The 21,897-nt window shown below is 21.9% G+C and carries 19 protein-coding genes and 2 tRNA genes; 14 read left to right on the top strand and 7 right to left on the bottom strand.

Going from position 1 to position 21,897, the window contains the following annotated elements:
- Positions 1–69 precede the first annotated feature (69 nt).
- The 14 genes from MDPP_RS00830 to MDPP_RS00765 all read left to right on the top strand — a co-directional run bounded on the left by MDPP_RS00830 (position 70) and on the right by MDPP_RS00765 (position 14,285).
- Positions 70–145: transfer RNA gene (locus tag MDPP_RS00830), tRNA-Asp, on the top strand.
- 49 nt (positions 146–194) lie between these two features.
- Positions 195–270 (top strand) — tRNA-Phe (locus MDPP_RS00825).
- Between the two features lie 155 nt (positions 271–425).
- Positions 426–1,565 carry a hypothetical protein gene (locus MDPP_RS00820; protein WP_144658309.1) on the top strand — a complete coding sequence of 380 codons (1,140 nt, stop codon included), beginning with the start codon at positions 426–428 and terminating at the stop codon, positions 1,563–1,565.
- A gap of 174 nt (positions 1,566–1,739) precedes the next feature.
- Positions 1,740–2,270, top strand: coding sequence for an inorganic diphosphatase (locus MDPP_RS00815; protein WP_144658308.1), 531 nt, complete (start codon positions 1,740–1,742; stop codon positions 2,268–2,270).
- A 140-nt stretch (positions 2,271–2,410) separates the two neighbouring features.
- Positions 2,411–2,857: an SsrA-binding protein SmpB gene (smpB, locus tag MDPP_RS00810; RefSeq protein WP_144658307.1), complete on the top strand. Its 447-nt coding sequence runs from the start codon at positions 2,411–2,413 to the stop codon at positions 2,855–2,857.
- A 633-nt stretch (positions 2,858–3,490) separates the two neighbouring features.
- Positions 3,491–5,179 carry a DEAD/DEAH box helicase gene (locus tag MDPP_RS00805; protein ID WP_144658306.1) on the top strand — a complete coding sequence of 563 codons (1,689 nt, stop codon included), beginning with the start codon at positions 3,491–3,493 and terminating at the stop codon, positions 5,177–5,179.
- A 147-nt stretch (positions 5,180–5,326) separates the two neighbouring features.
- Positions 5,327–6,703 carry a TldD/PmbA family protein gene (locus MDPP_RS00800; RefSeq protein WP_144658305.1) on the top strand — a complete coding sequence of 459 codons (1,377 nt, stop codon included), beginning with the start codon at positions 5,327–5,329 and terminating at the stop codon, positions 6,701–6,703.
- A gap of 1 nt (position 6,704) precedes the next feature.
- A complete protein-coding gene (locus MDPP_RS00795) occupies positions 6,705–8,030 on the top strand; it encodes a metallopeptidase TldD-related protein (RefSeq protein ID WP_144658304.1) in 1,326 nt (441 codons plus the stop codon).
- Between the two features lie 219 nt (positions 8,031–8,249).
- A complete protein-coding gene (dnaX, locus tag MDPP_RS00790) occupies positions 8,250–9,935 on the top strand; it encodes a DNA polymerase III subunit gamma/tau (RefSeq protein WP_144658303.1) in 1,686 nt (561 codons plus the stop codon).
- Between the two features lie 41 nt (positions 9,936–9,976).
- Entirely contained in the window at positions 9,977–10,246 is a 270-nt protein-coding gene (locus MDPP_RS00785; RefSeq protein ID WP_144658302.1) for a YbaB/EbfC family nucleoid-associated protein, read from the top strand.
- Between the two features lie 155 nt (positions 10,247–10,401).
- Positions 10,402–10,866 carry a DNA-directed RNA polymerase subunit delta gene (gene rpoE / locus MDPP_RS00780; protein WP_144658301.1) on the top strand — a complete coding sequence of 155 codons (465 nt, stop codon included), beginning with the start codon at positions 10,402–10,404 and terminating at the stop codon, positions 10,864–10,866.
- A gap of 66 nt (positions 10,867–10,932) precedes the next feature.
- Positions 10,933–11,661, top strand: coding sequence for a CDP-alcohol phosphatidyltransferase family protein (locus MDPP_RS00775; protein WP_144658300.1), 729 nt, complete (start codon positions 10,933–10,935; stop codon positions 11,659–11,661).
- Between the two features lie 46 nt (positions 11,662–11,707).
- Positions 11,708–12,595: a phosphatidylserine decarboxylase gene (locus MDPP_RS00770; protein WP_144658299.1), complete on the top strand. Its 888-nt coding sequence runs from the start codon at positions 11,708–11,710 to the stop codon at positions 12,593–12,595.
- Between the two features lie 34 nt (positions 12,596–12,629).
- The gene (locus MDPP_RS00765; RefSeq protein WP_144658298.1) at positions 12,630–14,285 is read left to right on the top strand and encodes a CTP synthase; all 1,656 of its coding nucleotides are present in this window, start codon (positions 12,630–12,632) and stop codon (positions 14,283–14,285) included.
- Positions 14,286–14,326: 41 nt separating this feature from the next.
- Here the strand turns inward: MDPP_RS00765 and MDPP_RS00760 are convergent, their stop codons facing one another.
- From MDPP_RS00760 to MDPP_RS00735, 7 genes are all read right to left on the bottom strand, one after another.
- Complete coding sequence (locus tag MDPP_RS00760) at positions 14,327–14,782, bottom strand: hypothetical protein (protein WP_144658297.1); 456 nt, start codon at positions 14,780–14,782, stop codon at positions 14,327–14,329.
- 140 nt (positions 14,783–14,922) lie between these two features.
- Positions 14,923–15,540, bottom strand: coding sequence for a DnaD domain protein (locus tag MDPP_RS00755; protein WP_144658296.1), 618 nt, complete (start codon positions 15,538–15,540; stop codon positions 14,923–14,925).
- Entirely contained in the window at positions 15,540–16,223 is a 684-nt protein-coding gene (gene rnc, locus MDPP_RS00750; protein WP_144658295.1) for a ribonuclease III, read from the bottom strand. Before rnc ends, MDPP_RS00755 begins: the two co-directional genes overlap by 1 nt.
- A gap of 6 nt (positions 16,224–16,229) precedes the next feature.
- Positions 16,230–17,267 (bottom strand): phosphate acyltransferase PlsX, encoded by a 1,038-nt coding sequence (gene plsX / locus MDPP_RS00745; protein ID WP_144658294.1) that lies wholly within the window; start codon positions 17,265–17,267, stop codon positions 16,230–16,232.
- Positions 17,267–18,853: a DEAD/DEAH box helicase gene (locus MDPP_RS00740; protein ID WP_246058864.1), complete on the bottom strand. Its 1,587-nt coding sequence runs from the start codon at positions 18,851–18,853 to the stop codon at positions 17,267–17,269. The genes plsX and MDPP_RS00740 overlap by 1 nt, the downstream gene beginning before the upstream one ends.
- A 20-nt stretch (positions 18,854–18,873) precedes the next feature.
- Positions 18,874–19,188 (bottom strand): hypothetical protein, encoded by a 315-nt coding sequence (locus MDPP_RS02185; RefSeq protein WP_246058863.1) that lies wholly within the window; start codon positions 19,186–19,188, stop codon positions 18,874–18,876.
- Between the two features lie 786 nt (positions 19,189–19,974).
- On the bottom strand, positions 19,975–21,669 hold the full coding sequence (locus MDPP_RS00735) for a DpnII family type II restriction endonuclease (RefSeq protein WP_144658293.1): 1,695 nt from the start codon (positions 21,667–21,669) through the stop codon (positions 19,975–19,977).
- Positions 21,670–21,897: the final 228 nt, after the last annotated feature.

Here is a 21,897-nt window from a genome sequence, read left to right as displayed (position 1 = left end):
GTCGAAGGTTCGAATCCTTCTCCCGCAACCAAAAAAATTATAGATTAAATTATCAAAATATATAAAAAAGGTCCGGTAGTGTAGTGGTTAACATGCTTGCCTGTCACGCAGGAGATCGCGGGTTCAATCCCCGTCCGGACCGCCATTTATATTTTATAATATTTAAATATTTATTTTGATTTTTTTTTGTTATTGGCTCTGTAGCTCAGTCGGTAGAGCAGTGGCTTGAAGAGCCTCGTGTCGGCAGTTCGATTCTGTCCGGAGCCACCATTAAAATTTTTATTTTTAATTATTTTTAAAAAAGATTTTTTCAAAAATTATATATTAACGTTAAATTATAAATTTTATATATACAATTAAAGATTAGAAAGAATTCAAATTTGTATCAGAATAAGTTTTTTTTAAAAAAAATTTGTTTTTTGTTTTTGTTATTTTTTTATTTTATTTCGCCTAGTATTTTTGCCATTAAAGAAGAAAAACAAATTGAATTGTTGCCATTAGTTCAAAAAAAAACTTCTAATAATGAAGATTTTAATATTGTTAATGAACCTTTTTTAGAATTAAATAATGATTATAAAAAAAGTATTATTAAAAAACATTTTGTTATTTGTTGGAAACATAATTTTGGTTCTTTTTTTTCTAAAAAAACAAAATTATTTTATGATGTTGAATCCGCTAAAACTATTCCATGTGCTTCATTTCAAGAATGGTTAAATTTTAAGCAATTTGTTTTTTATTTACTGAATCATCATATTCCTAAAATAGATTTTTTGTTTGATTTTTTAGATATTTCAGGAATCAAAGATGAATTCATCGATGATAAATATGAAAAAGTAGCGTTAGACACGACTGTTTTTTGTCGTTTGTTAAAAAAAGATCCTTCTTTAGGTTTTTTTTATTTTGATTCTAAAGATCTAAATTTATTAGAATCAATTAATATTTCTTTTTGTAATTGTAAGGTTTCAGGTTATTCTATTATTGATTTAATTTTAGAAATTATTAATTTTAAAAATGAAAATATAGAAGATCTTAAAAAACATTTTATTTTGTATTTTAAAGAATTAAGCGAAACTATTAATTATGATGTTGTAACTGAAAAAGAATTGAATATTTCTATTGAAGAATTTTTAGATCGTATAGTTGATAATACTGATATTGAAATGTTAGATAAAAAGTTTCTTTTTCATTTAATTAAAGAAATTTGTCATACATTTATTCCTAAAAAATTTTCAATTCATTATTCTGTAGATAATATAAATTCAAAACCTTTAAAAGAAATGTATTTGCCTATTTCTTGTTCACAAGAATATCGAACTATTGGATTTTTATTAAAAATACAAGAAGAACAAAATAATTTATATTTAAATTTTTATGAAATTTTTGTAGAAAATGATGATTTTTTTTTGGAAAAATTAAAATTAATAGATAAAGTTAGAATTTTATCTTTAGTTGATGAGGATTGTGTTTTTTTAAAACATTTAAGTATCGGTAGTGTTTTAAAGAGAAAAAAATTACCTTTTTATAATAATTTTTTGTTCGGAGCCGTAAAAAAAGATAATAATTAAATTATTTTTTTGAAATATAATTTCAATTTTATTTATTGGATCAATTATATATAAAAGAATTTTTATATATAATTTTTATTTTATTTTTTGTTTTTTTATCGAATAATTACAAAATATTTTTTTTAATTTATATAAATTAAATAGTTAGAATAATTATAATTGGTGGTATAAAATATGAATGTATTTCAAAATATCGAGAGTGATACAATTAACGAAAATCAATTTCTTGTTATGATAGAAATCCCTCAAGGAAGTAAAAAAAAATATGAAATAGATAAAAAAACAGGTTTATTAATGTTAGATCGTTTTTTAACAACATCTTTTCGTTATCCAGCTAATTATGGTTTCATTCCTTTAACTTATTGTGATGATAAAGATCCTTTAGATGTTTTTGTATTATCACAAGAAATTTTAGATCCTATGATTTTAGTAAAATGTAGACCTATAGGAGTTATAAAAATGATCGATAATGGAGAATTAGATGAAAAAATAATCGCCGTTATTAAAAATGATGTTTCTATGATGTCTTATAAAACAGTCAAAGATCTTCCAACATCTTTAATATCTGAAATAAAACATTTTTTAATGCATTATAAAGATTTAGAAAATAAAAAAGTTTTGATTGAAAAAATAGAAGGTTCTGAAGCAGCTTTTTCTGCTATTAAAAAAGCATTATTTAAATATAAAGAATTACAAAAAAAATAAAATGAAATTTTATTTTATATAATTAATTTTTTATTTTTTCTATAATAATAAGAATAATTTTTAACATTATATAATGTTTTATTTAAAATAAAAAAGTTAAAAATATTTATTATTTTTAAGAAAAGTGGTTCTCCAATAATATGACAAAAGTAATTATTAATTCTAAAAAAGTTTTTCATGATTTTTTTTTAGAAAAAAAATATTTAGCAGGTATTCAATTGCTAGGTAATGAAGTTAAATCTATTCGTTTAGGAAAAGTTAATTTAGATAATGCTTATGTTCATTTTGAAGGAACAGAAATTTTTGTTTTTAATATGTTTATTGATAAATATAATTCTTCTAATTTTGTTGATTATAAAGAACAAAGAAAAAGGAAACTTTTGTTAAATAAAAATGAAATTCTTCAAATTAAGAATAAAATTCAACAAAAAGGTTTAGCTGTTGTGCCTGTTAAAATTGTTTCTGTTCGCCGATTACTAAAGTTAGAGATTTATTTAGCTCGAGGTAAAAAAAAATATGATAAAAGATTATCTTTAAAACAAAAAGATGATGAATTAAGAGTTCATAAAAGTTTAAATTATTGGTAATTTTACATTATTTTTGATAATAAATCAGAATTTGAATTTGATTTATTTTTGATTATTAACAATGTCAATTTGTCTTGAATATTAATAATTTTTGCTAAATAAGATAATTTATACTATAATAATAATAGTATAAATCATATTAATAAATTTTTTTTAATAAAATATACAATAATGTGATATTGTTTTTTATTTTTAAAATAATTTCAAATTATAATTTTTGTTTAATGAATTTTATAAGAATCAAAATATAATTTAATTATTGTTTTATTAATCTTATTCATTTGAATATTTTAAATTTTTCTCTTTTATATTTAAAAGTAAAAATATTCAAATGAATAAGATTAATATGAAAAATTATTTTTAACAAAGTTAAATAATTATAAAAATTATTATAATTTATGAATTTATAGATATTTTAATATTAATATCATAAATTAGTATATATTTTGTTTATTGATTTTATTAAATTTCAATATAGAAAATATGAATATACTTTTCATTTTAGAATAAAAACAAAATATTATTTAATAATAAGAAATTTATTTTTTAAAATATTATTTGTATAAGAAAATTATTTTGTAATGAATAATATTTTTGTTTTTATTAATTTACTATATTATAGAGGAACTTTTAATGATTATTTCATTTGAACATTTAAATTTATTAGAAAAGACTAAAAAAACTTTAGTAGAACTTGGATTTATAAATCCAACGCCGATTCAAAATTTAGTTATACCAGTTATGATTGAAGGTCATGATATTATAGCTCAATCGCAAACTGGAACAGGGAAAACTTTTTCTTTTGGTATTCCTATCATTGAAAAAAACGATTCTAAATTATCTAAAATACAATCTTTAATTTTATGCCCAACAAGAGAATTAGCTTTGCAAGTTTTTAATGAAGTTAAAAAGTTATTAAAATATCATAAAGATATAAGAGCTACAGTAATTTATGGAGGAGAGAGTTATAATAAACAATTTCGTTCTTTAGATGAAAAACCACATATTGTTATTGCTACTCCGGGAAGAATGGTAGATATTTTAAATAGGAACAAAATAGATTTATCTTTTGTTAAAATTTTAACTCTAGATGAAGCTGATGAAATGTTAAAAATGGGATTTCAAGAATCTTTAGAAATTATTTTAAAGAGTATTCCGACAGAAAGACAAACGGTTTTATTTTCAGCAACTATTCCTGATTCGATTAAAAAAATGGCTTCCAAATATCAAAAAAATCCAAGAATATTAAAAGTTGAGAATTCTAATATTGCTGTTGAAGCAATTAAACAATTTTATTTTTTAGTAAATGATTTTGATAAAAATAAACTTTTGGTACGTATTTTAGATCAAAAAAATCCAGATTCAGTTATTATTTTTGGTAATACTAAGAAAGATGTTGACAATATTTTTTCTTATTTGCAAGAAAGAGATTTTTTAGTTGATGTTATTCACGGAGATTTAAAACAAAATCAAAGGCAATATGTTATGAATAATTTCCGTAAAAAAAATATTAAAATTTTGGTAGCTACTGATGTAGCCGCTAGAGGTTTAGATATTTCTGACATTAAAATGGTTATTAATTATGATTTGCCACACGAAAATGAAGTTTATATTCACAGAATTGGTCGTACAGGAAGAGCAGGAAAAGAAGGAATAGCATATAGTTTTATTAGTTATAAAAAAATAAATCAATTAAAAAAATTAGAATATTATTCTCGTCATAAAATGACTTTTTTACGCATTCCTACTGTTGAGGAAGTATATACAGAACAAAATAATTTATTTAAAAATAATATAGTTAGTTGGATTGAAAAATATGATTTAGAAAAATCTAAAGATGATAAAAACAATAATTATTTAACTGAATTGTTATTAACAAAATTTGATTCTAAACAAATTATTAATGGATTATTAGAACATATTATGCCTCATAATAAAAAATATGAAAATATTTCAGAAGTTAAAGTTAGAAATCATTCTTATAATTTAATTAATAATAGATATCCTAATTCTAATAGAGAATCTAATAATAATAGATCTTATAATAAAGATAATTTTAATAAAAAAAATAGAAATTATAATAAAAAATTTATGACTGAATTAATCATTAATTTAGGTAAAGAAGACGGATTGAAACCATCATTATTTTTAAAAATTTTAAATGATAAATTTAATATTTATAGTTATAATGTTGGCAATATTGAACATTTTTCAAATAAAACTGTTTTTGAATTACCTTCGAATTTAGCACAACAGATTAAGATTAAAAAAAATGTCTATTTTGAGAATAAACTTTTACACATTCAACAAAATAACAAGTAATTTTGATATTTAAAAGTGATGTTGAAATAAAATATATTTATTAAAATATCATTTTTTATTTTTAAGAACCAATTATGGTTTAAATAAAATATTATTTTATAATATTAAAATATATAGAATAATTTCAAAGGATAAAATTAATTTATTATGTTGAGTAAATTTGAAATTCAAGATATTTTGGAACAATCTTTATTTGAAGGAGCTGATTTTGCTGAATTATTTTTCGAAGATAGTATAATGCATTTTTTAAAGGTTGTAGACCAAGAATTATTCGAAATCGATATAAAACATATTTTTGGTTTAGGAATTCGTTTGTTAAAAGATACAGAAGAAATTTATATTTATACTAATAAAATGAATTATCATGATATTTTAAATTTAATTAAAACAAATAATTTTAAAAGACTAAAAACACATTCCGCTATTCCTTTAGGTCAAGCAAAAATTTTTAATAATAATATTAAAAAACCTTTTAATAGTTTAAATTTATTAGATAAAGCTAAAAAAATGCTTCATTTATCTCAGATTATGAAAAATCATGATAATAAAATTTTTAAAACTAGTGTTAATTTAGAACAAAATGAACAAAAGGTTTTAATCGCTAATTCTCAAGGACTTTATCAAAATGATTTCCGTCCTTATATTAAATGTAGTTTATTAAGTTTTGCTAAAGATGGAGATAATATCCAAAATTTTAGTGATAGCGTTGGTCTTTCTTTGGGTTTAGAAATTTTTGATATCGTGGATTTCGAAACTTTAGCCACTAAAGTTGCTCAAAAAGCGGTTATTTTATTGTCGGCTGAAGAATTAAAACCACAAATAATGCCTGTAATTATAAATAATGGTGTAGGAGGAGTTATTTTTCACGAGGCTTGTGGGCATTCTTTAGAAGCTACTGCGATTGCTCGTGATTTATCTCCTTTTTGTGGTAAAATTAATCAAAAAATTGCTTCAGAAATAGTAACTGCTTATGATGACGGAACTATAGAAGGATATTGGGGAAAATTAAATTTCGATGACGAAGGTCATAAAACACAAAAAAATTTGCTAATAGAAAAAGGAATTTTAAAAAATTACTTAGTTGATTTTCGAAATAGTCGTAAGATGAATATGCCTTCTACTGGTTCTTCTCGCCGACAATCTTATAAATATTCTCCCACATCTCGAATGAATTCAACTTATATTGATGCTGGCAAAGATAATCCTGAAAAAATTATTAAAGAAACAAAATATGGACTTTATGCTGAATATTTAGGTGGTGGTACAGTTGTTCCTACAACAGGTGAATTTAATTTTATGGTTAAATTAGGATATTTAATTGAAAATGGAGTTCTAACAAAGCCTATTAAAGGAATGATGTTAATTGGCGATGGACAAAGTGTTTTATTGAAAATAGATCGTGTAGCGAATAATTTAGCTTTTAGTCAAGGTTATTGTGGTTCTGTTTCAGGTTATGTTCCTGTTGATTTAGGGCAACCTACTATTAGAGTATCTGAAATGATTATCGGAGGAAGCAAAAAGTAAAATGCAAAATTATATTAATTATAAAAAATGGTTTCAAAAAAGCCTTCAATATAATTTCGATTCTTTAGAAATAATATTCAATGAAAAACAAAGTTTGAACATTACTCTCGAAGATACTAACATTAGCAAACATACTAAAAGCGATTTAATATTGTTTACAATCAAAGGATTATATAAAAATAAAAAAAGTGTTATTTCTTTAGAAAAAATCAATGATAATATGATTGATGATGTTTTACAAATATTGAAAAATAAAACTGAGATTTTAACTTCAAAAGAAAAAGATTTTATTTTTGAAGGTTCATTGGTTTATCCTTCTATTAGACAAGATAATTTTGATTTCACTCAAATTGATTTGAAAGAAAAATATAATTTATTGTTCGCTTTAAAAGAAAAATTATTCGAAAGTTCTTATTTGAAAATAATCGATAGTATTGATTATTATGAAAAAAGTTTTAAGCACCATTTGGTTAATTCCAAGGGGTTAATTTTAGAAGAAAGCGGCAGTTTTGCTGCTATATATGCAACATGTGTTTTTCAAAAAGATAATGATATTACAGAAATTACAAAAGTATTAGCAGTTAAAAAATTTGAAAATTTTGATATTTCAAAATTTGCGAAAGAAATCGTTAATTTAGGTGAAAGAAAAGTAGGAGCTAAGTCATTAATATCTCAAACTTATTCTGTTGTTTTTTCAAATGAAATTTTTGCTGATTTGCTGGAAATTTTTAGTAATATTTTTAACGGAATGAGAGCTTATCGCGGTTTAACTAAATTAAAAGATCAAGAAGGAAAACAAATTGCTTCTACTAAAGTAACTTTAATCGATGATCCTTTATCTGAAGAAGCTTTTTCCCAACATCGATTTGATGATGAAGGAGTAGCATGTTATACTAAGAGTATCGTTGAAAAAGGTTTTTTTAAACAATTTGTTCATAATTTAAAAACAGCTCATATTTTCCAAACAAAACCTACAGGCAATGGTTTTGATGATTCTATATCGATGGGTAATTTTTATTTAAAAAAAGGAGATAAAAGTTTAGAGGAAATTATATCTCCTATTAATAATGGCGTTTATATTGATTATTTAATTGGATTACATGCAGGAGTTAATGACATTAACGGAGATTTTAGTATTCAAGCAGGCGGTTTTAGAATTGAAAAAGGTATAATAACTACTCCTGTAAAATTAATTGTAGTTTCTGGTAATTTTTTAGATATTTTACAAAACATTAAAGCTATAGCTAATGATTTTATATTTCAAACTTCAGGTTTTGGTAGCGCTAGTGTTTATGTAGGAGAATTAAGTATTGCTGGTGAATATTGATTTTTCATTAAAATTATATTAATTTTGTTTTTTTCCTTATGTTAAAATATTATTAGATTTTATATTTATTCTATTCTATTTTTGGAATTTTTGGTTGTATATCGATAAAAAAATTATTTTGATTTTATTTATAAACAATTTATTAACAAATAATAGGTATAGATAATTCAAAAAGTATTTTTTTGAAATAAACGAAAAGGTTTATGAAAAAATAAAAATATGTCTTATATTTCTTTGTATCGTAAATATAGACCTAAAAATTTTCAAGATATGGTCGGCCAAAAAATCATTATTCAAATTTTGCAAAATATTTTGATTAGCAAAAAAATAGGACATTTTTATTTATTTAGTGGTGGACGCGGCGTAGGAAAAACTACTTTAGCAAAAATTTTTGCTAAAGGCGTTAATTGTTTGCAATTCAAAAATCAAGATTGTTGTAATGTTTGTGATGCCTGCAATGCAATTAATCAAAAAAATTGTTTAGATGTTATAGAAATCGATGGTGCTTCTTATAGTGGTGTTGACGACATTAGAGAACTACAAGATATAATTAAATATGCAAATAGTGTTTTAAAATATAAAATTTGTATTATCGATGAAGTTCATGTGTTATCAAGTAATGCTTTTAATGCTTTATTGAAATTATTAGAAGAACCTCCTATGCAGGTCATTTTTATTTTAATCACTAGTGAATTAAATAAAATACCTACAACTATTTCATCAAGATCACAAAAATTTCTTTTTTTACCTCTTTCTCAGCAAGATATTTTGCAACAATTAAAAAAAATCGTTAACAAAGAAAAAATCTGTATTACAGATGAATCTTTAGACAAGATTGCTTTTTATGCTAATCATAGTTTAAGAGATGCTTTAAATTTATTAGATCAAATTAGTTCTTATAAAAAAGATTTGATTGAAGAAGCAGATGTTGAAAATATGTTAGGTATTTTTTCTAATTCAAAAATAAAACAGTTAGTTAAATTATTGAATGATGCAAATATTAAAAAAATAATTTCTTTTTTAGAAGAAAATTTAACTTTGAATATTGATTTAGTTTTATTTGTTGATGATTTTATTGATTATTTACTTACAGAATTTATTAATTTTGCTAAAATTAAAAGAACTGAAGAAAAAAAGATATTTGATTTATTAAATTTTGAAAAAAGAGATAAATTTTTCAAAATTTTATTTGATTTAAAAAAAATATTACTTTTTTCTAATCAAAAAAAAAATATTATTATTTATAATATAATATGTTTATATCAATTAATTTGGGTTTCAGAACAGATATCGCCGAAATTAATAAAAAATTCTAATTTCGATATCGAGATTGATAATCAGAATTTTATTTTAAGAGAAAACGAAATAAAAACAAAAGAAGAAAGTAAAAAAAGTACTTTTCGAGAATCTTTTATTCATGATTTAAAAGAAATTTTATCTAATTCTTGTGAAAAGACAAAAAAAAAATTTGATAAAGCATTTGAAATTAACAAAGAAAAATATGAAAAATCAAATTCTGGTGATTATTTTTTATATAATAAGAGTAAAATATTGATAGTTAGCACTAAAAATAAAGTACTTTTGTCTTGTGACGATAGCGATGTTTATAGAGAATTATTAAAATCGCGTATTAAAGAACAAATTAAATCTCTTTTTAATAAAAAAACAAATTTAATTAAGGATTATTTGGTTATTTTAGAACAAGATTGGAAAGAAAAGTTAGAATTTGTTTACAAGGGTTTTTTACAAAATCAAGATATTGTTCAATTACAAAAAGGAATTGCTAATTTTGTTACTAATTTTTATGAAGAAAATTCACCTTTAAATATAGAACAAGAACAAAATGCTATTATAAAAACAGCTAGGGATTTTTTTGGTTTTGATAAAGTGAAAGTTGTAGATTAAGGAAAAGAATATTAATTAATTTTTTTAATAATAATATAGATATGTTTGATAGATTAAAAAAAATACAAGAAAATATGGAAAAAGCACAAAAAAAATTAGAATCTCAAGAATTTACTTCGCATATAGGCAATATTACAATAGTAATGCAAGGTTCTAAACAAGTAGTAGATGTTCGTATCAAAGATGCAGAAAATATTAAAGATTTAGAATTTCTTCAAGAAAATATTTTATTATCTTTTAATGATGTTTTAAAAAAAATAGATAAAGCTTCGGAGGATTTATTTTTTAAAGTTTCTCAAGAATATGAATAATAATATTATTGGTAATATTTAAATTTTTTACTTTATAATTATTTAATAGTATTTTTTGGTTATGAATTACTATTTTTGGGATTTTGAGTAAAAAAATATCGACAAAGATTTTTTTAAGCAATAAATAAAAAAATTTCTAAAGAGGTTTTAAAAAAATGAAAAAAAAAAATTCTATTCAAAATGATTTAAATATTGTTAATTCTATTTCGATGTTAGAACTTTCTTATCAAATATTAGAAAATAATAGAGATCCTATGTCTATTCATCAATTGATTAAAAAAGTTCTTGAAATGAAAAAAATAGATATTTCTGATGAAAATAAAATAAGTCAATTATATTTAGACATTATTTTAAGTGGTCGTTTTGTTTTTCATGGGAATGATTTGTGGAGTATTAAAAAAAATAATTTATCTTTATGGGATCAAGAATATTTTATTCTAGATACAATAGAAGAAAAATTAATTAATGATGAAGAAATTTTAGATTTTGATGAATTCGTTCTTCGGAACAAGAAAAAAAAAGATAATACCGAAGAAGAAAAAGATGCAAATAATTTTGAACATTTAGATGAAGCCTTAGAAGATAATGAAGAAGATTTGATTGATGAAGACGAATATTAATATTTATTTTTCAATAAGACTTTTTTTGTTATATAATAAAATTGTAAAAGATAATTTAGTTTCATTATGTTTTTAGGATTTTATAATTATACCACATATTTAACTTATTGTAATGCTATTAGTGCTTGTTTGGGCATTTTTTTATTAGTTTCTTCTTTGATAAAATTACCACCACAAATTTCTTATTATATTGCTTCTATTTTTTTGCTTTTATCAGGAATTTTTGATATGTTTGACGGTTTTGTAAGTCGATGTAAAAAAAGTCGTTCTGAAGAAGAAAAAAAAAATGGTATTCAAATTGATTCTTTAGCTGATTTATTAAGTTTCGGAATTTTACCTATTTTAATTATTCAAAGTTTTTTTTTGGACAAATATCTTTCTTTTATTGAAAATAAAATTGCTAATGTATTATTCATAATTATAACAAGTGTTATTTATATTTTAGCTGTTTTGATTCGATTATCTTATTTTAATATAATAGCTGAAAAAAAAAATAATTGTACTAAAAACAAATATTATATCGGTGTCCCAGTAACTGTTGCTTCATTTGTTTTTCCTTTTTTGATTTTATCGCATCAAATTTTAGAAAAAAGTTTAGGTGAATCTTTTTTAAAAAAAGGTTTCTTTTTTTATTTTTATTTATTTTTTTTGATTATTTTTGCTGTTTTATTTGTTTGTAAGAAAATAGTTTTTAAAAAACCTAAAAATATAATTTATTTTGCTATGATTTTATTTATTTTTTTTATATTAATTATTTTTTTTATTTTTAATTTAAATTATTATTCATTGAAATAATTTTAAATTGATTTTAAAAGTTCAAAATTAAAGGGATTAATTTTTTATGAACAAAAAGCAATTAAATAATAAAAATACTGATATAAACAATAATAGTTCTAATGAAGAAATAAATTTATTACAAAAATTTTTTTATTCTAATTTAGAAAAAAATTTTTTTAAAAGACTTTTGATAAAAATTTTTGTTTCTCGTTTTTTTTCTTTTTTTATTAGTTTATATTTAAAATCTTTTATTTCGAAAATACATATTAAGAAAACCATAAAGAAAAATAATATCAATTTAGAACTTTTAGAAAAAAAATCTTTTTGTTCATATAATGATTTTTTTGTTCGTAAATATAAAAAAATCTTTTTTGCCAAAGAACCACATTTTTTTATTAGTCCTAGCGAAGGAGAGATAAGTATTTATTCTATTTCGGAAAATAGTTTTTTTTTAATTAAAGGAACGAGATATCATTTAAGTGATCTTTTGAAGGATGAAAAACTATCTTCAGAATATAATAATGGTTTTGCAGTTGTTTTAAGATTAAAACCTTATAATTATCATCGATATATTTTTATTGATGATGGATTTGTAACGAAAAATGTTAAAATTAAAGGAAAATTACACACTGTGCACCCTATTGTTTTTAAATATTTTAATGTTTTTAAAGAAAATAATCGTGAATATAGTATTTTAGAAACAAAAAATTTTAAAAAAATTGTTCAAATCGAGATAGGCGCATTATTAGTTGGCAAAATTCATAATCATTCGATTTTAAATTTTCGAAAAGGTCAAGAAAAAGGGTTTTTTTCATTTGGAGGTTCAATGATTGTTTTATTGATTAAATTTGGTTTAGTAGATTTTAATAAAAAAATTTTGATCAATACTCAAAATAAACTAGAGACAAGTTTTCTTTTGGGTCAGAGTATAGGCGTTAAAAAAAATTTTTAAATTTAAAAAGGAATAAGGCAAATAACAAGATTAAATGAAGAATTTTTTGAATAATAAAAAATTTATTTTTGTTACAGGAGGAGTGATTTCTGGTTTAGGAAAAGGAATTGTTACGGCATCTATAGGACAAATTTTAAAACAACGCGGTTTAAAAGTTTTTGTTCAAAAATTTGATCCTTATATTAATATTGATTGCGGTACTATGAATCCTGTACAACACGGAGAAGTTTTTGTTACTGATGATGGCGGAGAAATTGATTTGGATATAGGACATTATGAAAGATTTTTAGACGAAAATTTATCTCGATTTTCAAACGTGACAACAGGACAAATTTATCAAACTGTTATTAATCAAGAAAGAGAAGGCCTTTTTTTAGGCAAAACTATTCAAGTTATTCCGCATATTACAGATGAAATTAAAAAAAGAATTTTAAAACCTATTGAAAATTCAAATTATGATATAGTTATTATCGAAATTGGTGGTACTGTAGGCGATATTGAATCTTTACCTTTTTTGGAATCTATTCGACAAATTCGTTATGATTTAGGATTTCATAATACTATTTTTATACATAATACTTTAGTTCCTTATTTAAAGACTTCTAATGAAATTAAAACAAAACCTACACAACATAGCATTAAAGAATTAAGGTCTTTGGGTATTCAACCTCAAATTTTAATTTTACGTAGCGAAAAAAATATTTCACAAGAATTAAAACAAAAAATTTCTATTTTATGCGATGTTAAAGCAAATTCTATTTTTGAAAATATCGATGTTGATACTTTATATAAAGTTATTTTAAATTTACACCAACAAAAAATAGATGATTTTATTTTAAATTATTTTCAAATAAATAATTTACCAAAATTTAATATTCTTCCTTGGGAAAATTTAATCAATAAAATGGAAATTTTAAAATACTCAATTACTATTGGTTTGATAGGAAAATATGTTTCTATGCATGATTCTTATTTATCTATTGCTGAATCTTTAAAGCATGCAGCTTATTTTCATAATATTAAAGTAGATATTTGTTGGATTGATTCCGAAAATATTAATGAGGAGAATATTACGGAATATCTTCAAAATTGTGATGGAATTTTGATACCTGGTGGTTTTGGTATTAGAGGCATTGAAGGAAAAATAATAGCTATTAAATATGCTCGTATGAATAATATCCCTTTTTTTGGCATTTGTTTAGGGATGCAATTAGCTGTTATTGAATATGCAAAAAATGTTTTAAACATGAAAGAAGCTAATTCGACAGAAATTGATTCTACAACTATTACTCCTATTATAACTAAAAAAAATCAAAATAACAAAATGGGTGGTACTTTAAGATTAGGTCTTTATTCTTGTTACTTAAAAAGAGATAGTAAAAGTTATCGAATTTTTCAAAAAGATATTATTCACGAAAGACATCGACATCGTTATGAAATGAATCCTTTTTATATACCTATTTTGGAAAAAGATAATAATTTTATAGTTTCTGGTGTAAATCAAGAAGAAAAATTACCCGAAATTATAGAATTAAAGAATCATATTTGGTTTATAGGAGTCCAATTTCATCCTGAATTTTTATCTAGACCTTTTCGGCCACATCCTTTGTTTTTAGATTTTGTTTATACTTCTTTGCAGTTTAATATGAAAAAGAATAAAAAAAAAAATATTCCAAATTTTGATATTTGAATATTTTTTTTTTAATTATAATAATTAATTATCTTTTAAATTTAAAGATTTAAATCTTGTTTAACTAAATCTAACAAACTATTTATATCATCTTGTGAAATTTTTTTATATGCATTTCGAAAATCTACGGTAGCGAATGGATTTGTTTTTGCTTTTGCTTCTGCTTGTGATATTTCATTTTCTACAGTTGTTAGTTTTGTTTGAGTTGTTTCTTGAAGTTGTTTTTTGATTTTGTTTATTTTCTCAAATTGATCTCTTAAAGGTTGTACTAGTGTTTTTGCTTTGTCATTAGTGTCAACATTTATTTTTGTATCATCCGTTTCAACTTTGAAACTTGTTCTTATAGTATTATAAGAATCTTTAGTTAATTTTGCTGAAAAAGGCCAAAATTTTAACCAAGCAGCAAACGCAATATATACTACAATTACAGCAGCAAATATGGAAACACCTACAATAACTTTACCCTTTTGGGTTTCTAAGAATTTTTCATTTGCCATAATAATTTATCTCATCTCCTTTTAAAATTTATAATTTAATTAATTAAATTAATCAAATTATTTATTAAATCTTTCTTACGAAAAAGATTTAATACTGTTATTTTAACATATAAAAATAAAGAAATCTACAAAAGATACTTTTATCTTATTTTTTTAAAAATTTCGTGTAATATTTTATCTGCTTTATCATCTTTTTCTATTTTAGAATTATTTTTTTTTTGATTCAAAATACGTTCTATATAAGTTATAGAATAATTATTTTTAAAAGAAGCTTGTTTAATTGTTTCTATTATATCTTCGTGTAAATATTTTTTTTCTTTATACCAACTTTTTACAATTTCATATTCATACGGGAGTAATAATTTTTCTTTTAATTTTTCAAGATTTTCTATAGTTTCTGAAATTAGATGATTTTTTTTGTTTTGGTTTTTTTTGTGTTCTTTTTTTAGATAAATTTGTTCTATTTTTTTAAAAACTCCATCTAAATCAAAAATTTCTATAATTTTATCATCTTTTTTTTTTTGTGATAAAGAAAAAAATTTTTTTTTAATTAATTTTTCTAAAATAAATTCTGTTTCGTTTTTAGAAAAATTAGTTTCTTCTGCTAATTCTAAAGAAGAAAAAATTTTTTTTTTATAATTTTTAAATAAAAAAAGCAGAATGATTAATTCGGTTATTTCTAAATTTAAATTTTTGTATTCTTTGATTAAAATTTGTTCAATATTTAAAATATTTTCTTCATAAAGTTTTTTAATCATTAATTTATTGTTCCTTTCGGAGAAGTTATTTTTTCTAAAGCTTCTTTAGCGGCTTTTTGTTCTGCTGCTTTTTTAGTTTTCCCTTTCCCTTTCCCTAAAGGTCTATTTTCTAACCAAACTTCAATGATAAATTCTTTTTCATGCGCTAAACCTTTTTCAGAAACAATTTTATAAAAAATGTTTTTCCTCTCCGTTTGTATTAATTCTTGTAATTGGGTTTTAAAATCTTGAATATTAGTAATTTTTTTTAGACAAGGTAAAACTATATAATGAAATGTTTTTTGAGTTTGATAAAAACCTAAATCTAAATAAATAGCTGCAAATAAAGCTTCGAAAGCATCAGCTATAATAGAATAATTCTTAATATATCTTTTTTTTTCTCCTTTACCTAATAAAATATAATTAGATAATTCAATTTCTTTCGCGTAAATAATTAAAGAATCAACACAAACCGCTTGTGCTCTTTTTTTTGTCATAACGCCTTCTTGACTTTTGTCTTTGGTATATAAATAGGATGCCATTAAGAAATTAATAATTGAATCACCTAAAAATTCTAATCTTTCATTATTATATTTTTTGGAATTATTTTCGTTTGAGTAAGAACTATGTGTTAAAGCGTTTACATATAAGGCGATATTTTTAGGTTTGACTTTTAATCTTTGAAAAAGTTTTTTTAAAAACATAATTGATTATTTATTTTCTGTTATAAGGTGTTTTTCAATTTTTTTAAGAAAATTTTGTTGAATTAAAATTTTAGCTTGTTTAATAGCGTTATAAAAAGCATAAGAATTTGAATTTCCATGTGCTTTAATAACTATTTTATTTAAACCTAATAACATAGCTCCTCCTATTTCTTTATTATCTAATTTTTTTTTGATTTTTTGTAATTCTTTGGAAAATAATATTTTACTAATTATTTTTTTCAAATAATTTTTTGTCAAAATTTTTTTGATAGCTTGAAAAGTTATTGTTAAAGCTCCTTCATAACTTTTCAGAACTATATTAGATGTAAAACCATCACTTAATAAAATATCAGCTTCGGTATTTAATATATTTTGAGGTTCTTCATTTCCTTTGAATAAAATAAAATTATTTTTTTCTAGCAAATGAAATGCATTTTTTTCAAAAGTTCTACCTTTTGTTTTTTCTGATCCAATATTTAATAATTTTACTATAGGTTTTTTAATTTTTAATAATTCTTGAGCCATTATTGAAGCACAAATAGCAAAATTTACTAAATGTTCTGGTTTTAAATCAGTATTTCCGCCAGCGTCTAATAAAATTTTTTGTTTATTATCTAAATTAGAAAAAATTGGCGCTAAAGCAATTCGCGATATTCCTTTTAAAGTTTTTATGATCAAAAAACTAGCTAATATTAAAGCTTGAGTGGGTCCAGCTGAGACTACACCATCTGCTTCCTCAATTTGAGCCGCTCGAAGAGCTAAAAACATAGAATGTTGTTGGTTATCTCTTAATTCTTCTCTGATGTGTTTAATTCCTGCTTCTAGAAAAAACGGAGTATGTACAATAGTTATTTTGTTTTGGATTTTTTTCAAGATTTTATTATTTATCTTTGTTTTTTTTTGAATTATTTCTTCGATAAGATATTTATCTCCATATAAATAAATGTATAATGAAGAATCTTCAGTTAAAGCTTTTATAACTCCTTCTATAACAATATAAGGAGCAAAATCTCCTCCCATTGCATCTATAGCTAATTTGATCATTAATTTTTGTACTCCTTTTTTAATATAATATTTTTTTGCAAATTCAAAAATTCTTTTTTAATTCCATCGATAATATTAAAATCCCTTAATATATCTAAAAAATGATATTTAAAAAAACCACTTTGTTCTTTTCCTAAAAAATCTCCTGGTCCCCTATGTTTTAAATCGAATATACTTAATTTAAAACCATCATTTTCTTTTTCTAAAATATTTAAACGTTCGCTATTTTTTTTAGTAACTAAAAAACAAAAATTTTTTTTTTGATTGCGTCCTACTCTACCTCTTAGTTGATGTAGTTGGCTCAAACCAAAATATTCAGCTCCTAAAATAATGATTGTAGTAGCATTGGATATATCAATCCCTACTTCGATAATAGAAGTTGTTAACAAAATTCCTTTGTCATCGTTGATGAAATTATTCATTATTTGTTCTTGTTCTTTAGATTTTTTTTTACCATGCAAAACATAAACATTTTTTATTTGATTTTTTTCTAAAAAAGGAATAATTTTTTGAATATTAAAATATTTTTTATTATCTTGAATAGCTGGAACAACAATGTAAGTTTGTTCATTACGAGCTTGATTTTGTTTTAATATTTTTATTATTTCTGGAAAAGAACATTTTTGGGTGATGATATTTTTTTTATCATAAGGTTTTTCTTTTAAAGAAGAAATAGATAAAAAGTTAAAATAAATAGATGCTAAAGTTCGTGGTATTGGCGTAGCTGTTAAGTATAATACATCTGCTTTGAAGTTTTTGTTAATTGTTTTTTGTTTAATTTCAGTTCCGAATTTGTGAATTTCATCTATAATAATAAGTCCGATTTTATAATAATCAATATTAGCTAAAAAATGAGTTCCGAAAATAATTTCAAAATGATTATTTTTAATGTTATCGATTAATAATTTTTTCTTTGTACTTTTAGAAGTTAATAAAATTGTTTTAATATTAGGAAAAAGTTTTTTAAAATTAAAATAATGTTGTTTTGCTAAAATTTCTGTAGGAGACATCATTATAACTTGTTTTTTTGCAAAAATAATACCTAAAGCAGCAAGAAAAGCTATAATTGTTTTGCCTGATCCAACATCTCCTTGGATTAATCTTTGAATAGGTGTTTGTTTTTGAAAATCTCTATAAACATCATTTAATATTTGTTTTTGATTTTGTGTTAATTGAAAAGGAATTTGTTTGATTATTTTCTTTAATTGATGAATATCTAATCTGATAATTTCTTTAGTTGGTAATTCTTGTTGTTCTTTGTGCCATTTTGAAATTATTTTATAAGCTTCTTCGTATTTAAATCTTAAAAAAGATTGTTGAAGTTTTTTTTGATTCAAAGGTAGATGTAAATTTTGTAAAGCTTCTTTACGACTTAATAAATTGTATTTTTTTAAAAAATAACTATTTAAATTTTCTTTGATTTTGAGTTGTGGATGTTGAAAAATTTGTTTTAAAAGAAATGTAACAGCTTTATCAGATATATTTTTGTATTTATATATCGCCTTAATATGGTTTTTAATACTTACGTTAAAAGAAATAAAAGAAATTGTTAATAAATTTTTAAATAAATTATATTTCCCTTTCACAAAAATTTTTTTATTTAGTGTTAAAAATTTAGAAAAAAAAAATTTCTAAAAAGAAGTACGTTAATAATATTATTGTTGCTATCGAGTAATTTAAAATAGATTTTTATAATTTTATAGTCTGTTTTTTTATTTTTTGGAATACGTGGATTATCAATAATAGTGCCATATAAATTAACTTCTGCTTGATTTTTAGCTTTAGTGATGTCGGATAAAATAAAGTTTTCATATTTCTTAGGTTTGGTTAAGATTAATTGTTTAATATTATGAATATTATTTTGTTCTAATTTTGTTTTTAAAGGAGATTTTAAAAAAATTTCTTTTAAGTTCATATCCATTTTAATTTTTAAATTTGCCTTTTTGGAAAATATATATTAAGTTTATAATTAATCATCTTTAATTTCTAATTTTTACTTAGAATATTTAATATTTGTTTTTCGTAATAAAAAAATAAATTAAATTAATATTAATTTTCTCAATTAATTTATCGAAAATTTTATTTAAAAAATTAGTTTGTTAAAATTAATATTAATTTTTTCTTATTTGTACATTATATATAATGTAATCTCGATTAATTCAAGAGTAAATAAAAATAAAGGAAAAATTCGATTAAAAATTAATCAAAAAAAGATAATAAATATATTATTTATCCTAAATTATTATTTATTTTAAATAAAAAATAAATAAAATCAGAATATATTGCATATTAATTGAATTATATTGAAAATAAAATATTTTTTTCTTATTTGAGAATATTTTTGAATTCATATGATAAAAAACAAGATACATTTTATTTGTTTATCACATATATTAGTATATAATAAGAAAACATAAAATTCAAAAAAATATCTAAACATTATTATTGTATGCTTGTAGGCGCTCAAATCTTCTTCGCGATAATAGATGATATTTAGACTTTTTTATAGTTTGTTTTGATGGGATTTCCGTATTTATCTATTTTTTTCGGGTCTAATTGGTATATTTGCGCTCCGACCACCTCTTATAATTCGTTGATTTTTGTCATTTTTCATTTTTTGTTTCTCCTTTGGGTTTTTGTTTTGGTATAAAAAAAGACCTTCAAATCGAAGGTACTAAGATTAATTATTTAAATTTAGTTAATTATTTTAAAGATTATTTTTTTTAAATTTAATAAAATTTTCAAATCTTTGAATATTATAACAATGTTCTATATTTTCTAACGCTGTTCTTAGGGGATCGCTTATACTTTTCAACCCTATTCCATCAATAATATAAATAAATTCTTTGTCTTTAAATTGTTTAATTGTTTTATTTAAATCTACGAAACGAGATAATTCACTATTTATTTTAGAACCAGCAACATTAAAAAAACTACATTCTAATAAAAAAATAGTTTTTTGTATTTTAAAAACAAAATCTATTTTTTTAGTTTCTTTCAATTCGGCATTTGAAAAAATTTCTTTTAATGTTACTTCAGTTTTAAATTCAATATTATTTTTTTTTAATATTTCAGCTATAATAAACATCATCATTTTGCCAGTTTTATTTTTGTTCATATTCGGATTTAAACCGATTTTTACACCTAATAACAAAGATTCTATATTATTAAGCATTGGATTTAAAAAAATGTTTTGTAATAAACCAGATTCTTCAACAAAATTGAAAATAGATGTTAAACAAGTAAAATCAATTTTAATTTCTTGATTTTCCTTATTTAAAAAGATTAATTGTTCTTGTTGTGAATGTTTTTTTGCAATTAAAAAAGGTAAAATGCAAAAACATTCAGTTGTTTTATTTTTAAATAAATAATCAATTTTACTTTTAAACTCAGTTAATGAAGAAGAAAATAAAGTATTTAATTCTTTTATTTCAACATTATATGTTGTTAAAAAAGTATTAATTTTATTCCAATCAACATAAGAATTTAAATTATAAGTAGTAGTTCGTAATTCTTTTTTAAAACTTAAATAATTTAATTCTAAAAGCTGATTTGTCGTAATTGGATAATTAGTAATAATTGTTTCATAATTATTATTTTTTCGTTTTGAAGCATTAGAATTAATAAAACGCGAAACAGAAATTCTATTTAAATAGAATTCAGAATATAATTCATTAATATAAGGTGTATCGTGATTTGTTAAAATCCATTTAACTCCTCTATTATGTGCTTTTTGTAAAGTTTCAAATAATCGTCTTTGCCCTTCTTTACCAAAAGGTGTAATAGTATAAGCATCAAAAGAATTTTTATCCGAATCATAAGGTGGATCAACAAAAAGAAAATCATCTTTTTGCGCTCGATCGATTATTGTTTGATAATCATCGCAAAAAAATTCAATATTTGAGTGTTTTTTAAAGTACAAAATAATTTTCTTAATGTTTTCAACATCAATTAAAGATGATAAAGAAAGATTTATTTTTTTATTAAAAGGAACGTTAAATTCATTTTTTCTATTAACACGATAGATACCATTGAAACAAGTTTTATTTAAAAAAACAAAAAGAGCGGTTTTTCTAATATTTGCGACAGATTGATTATATTCATCTCTAATTTTCCAATAAAAAGATTCACCATTTTTTTTGAGTTGTTCATTTAATTCATTCAATATTTTAATAATTTTTTGTGAATGTTGTATTAAATTTCGCCATGCTAAAATCAAATCTGAATTAATATCATTAAGAATCGCTTTATTAGGTTGTAAATGCAAAAAAAAAGAGCCACCTCCTAAAAACGGTTCATAATAAGTATTAAATTTCGATGGAATAACTATATCTAAAAAAGGCAATAATTGAGTTTTTCCACCAACCCATTTAATAAAAGGCTTTAACTTTGTTTTCTGCATTTTTTTAATTACCTTACATTTATCGAACTTATTATAACACAAATCAAATTTTGTAACAAGTTTTTTTAATTCTTTCTCGTTTGTTTTTCCTTTGGTTTTTTTTGGTTTTGGTATAAAAAAAAGACTCTAGAGGCGGCTCTATTTCAACTATAATGGTATTTTTTCGTTACCATTATTTTTGTTTTAAAACAAAAGAACATTAGCATTATAGTTTTTAAATTATGAAAA

It is taken from the genome of Candidatus Phytoplasma pini, assembly GCF_007821455.1.
Taxonomy (GTDB): Bacteria; Bacillota_I; Bacilli_A; order Acholeplasmatales; family Acholeplasmataceae; genus Phytoplasma; species Phytoplasma pini.
This window is presented reverse-complemented; position numbering and strand designations above follow the sequence as displayed.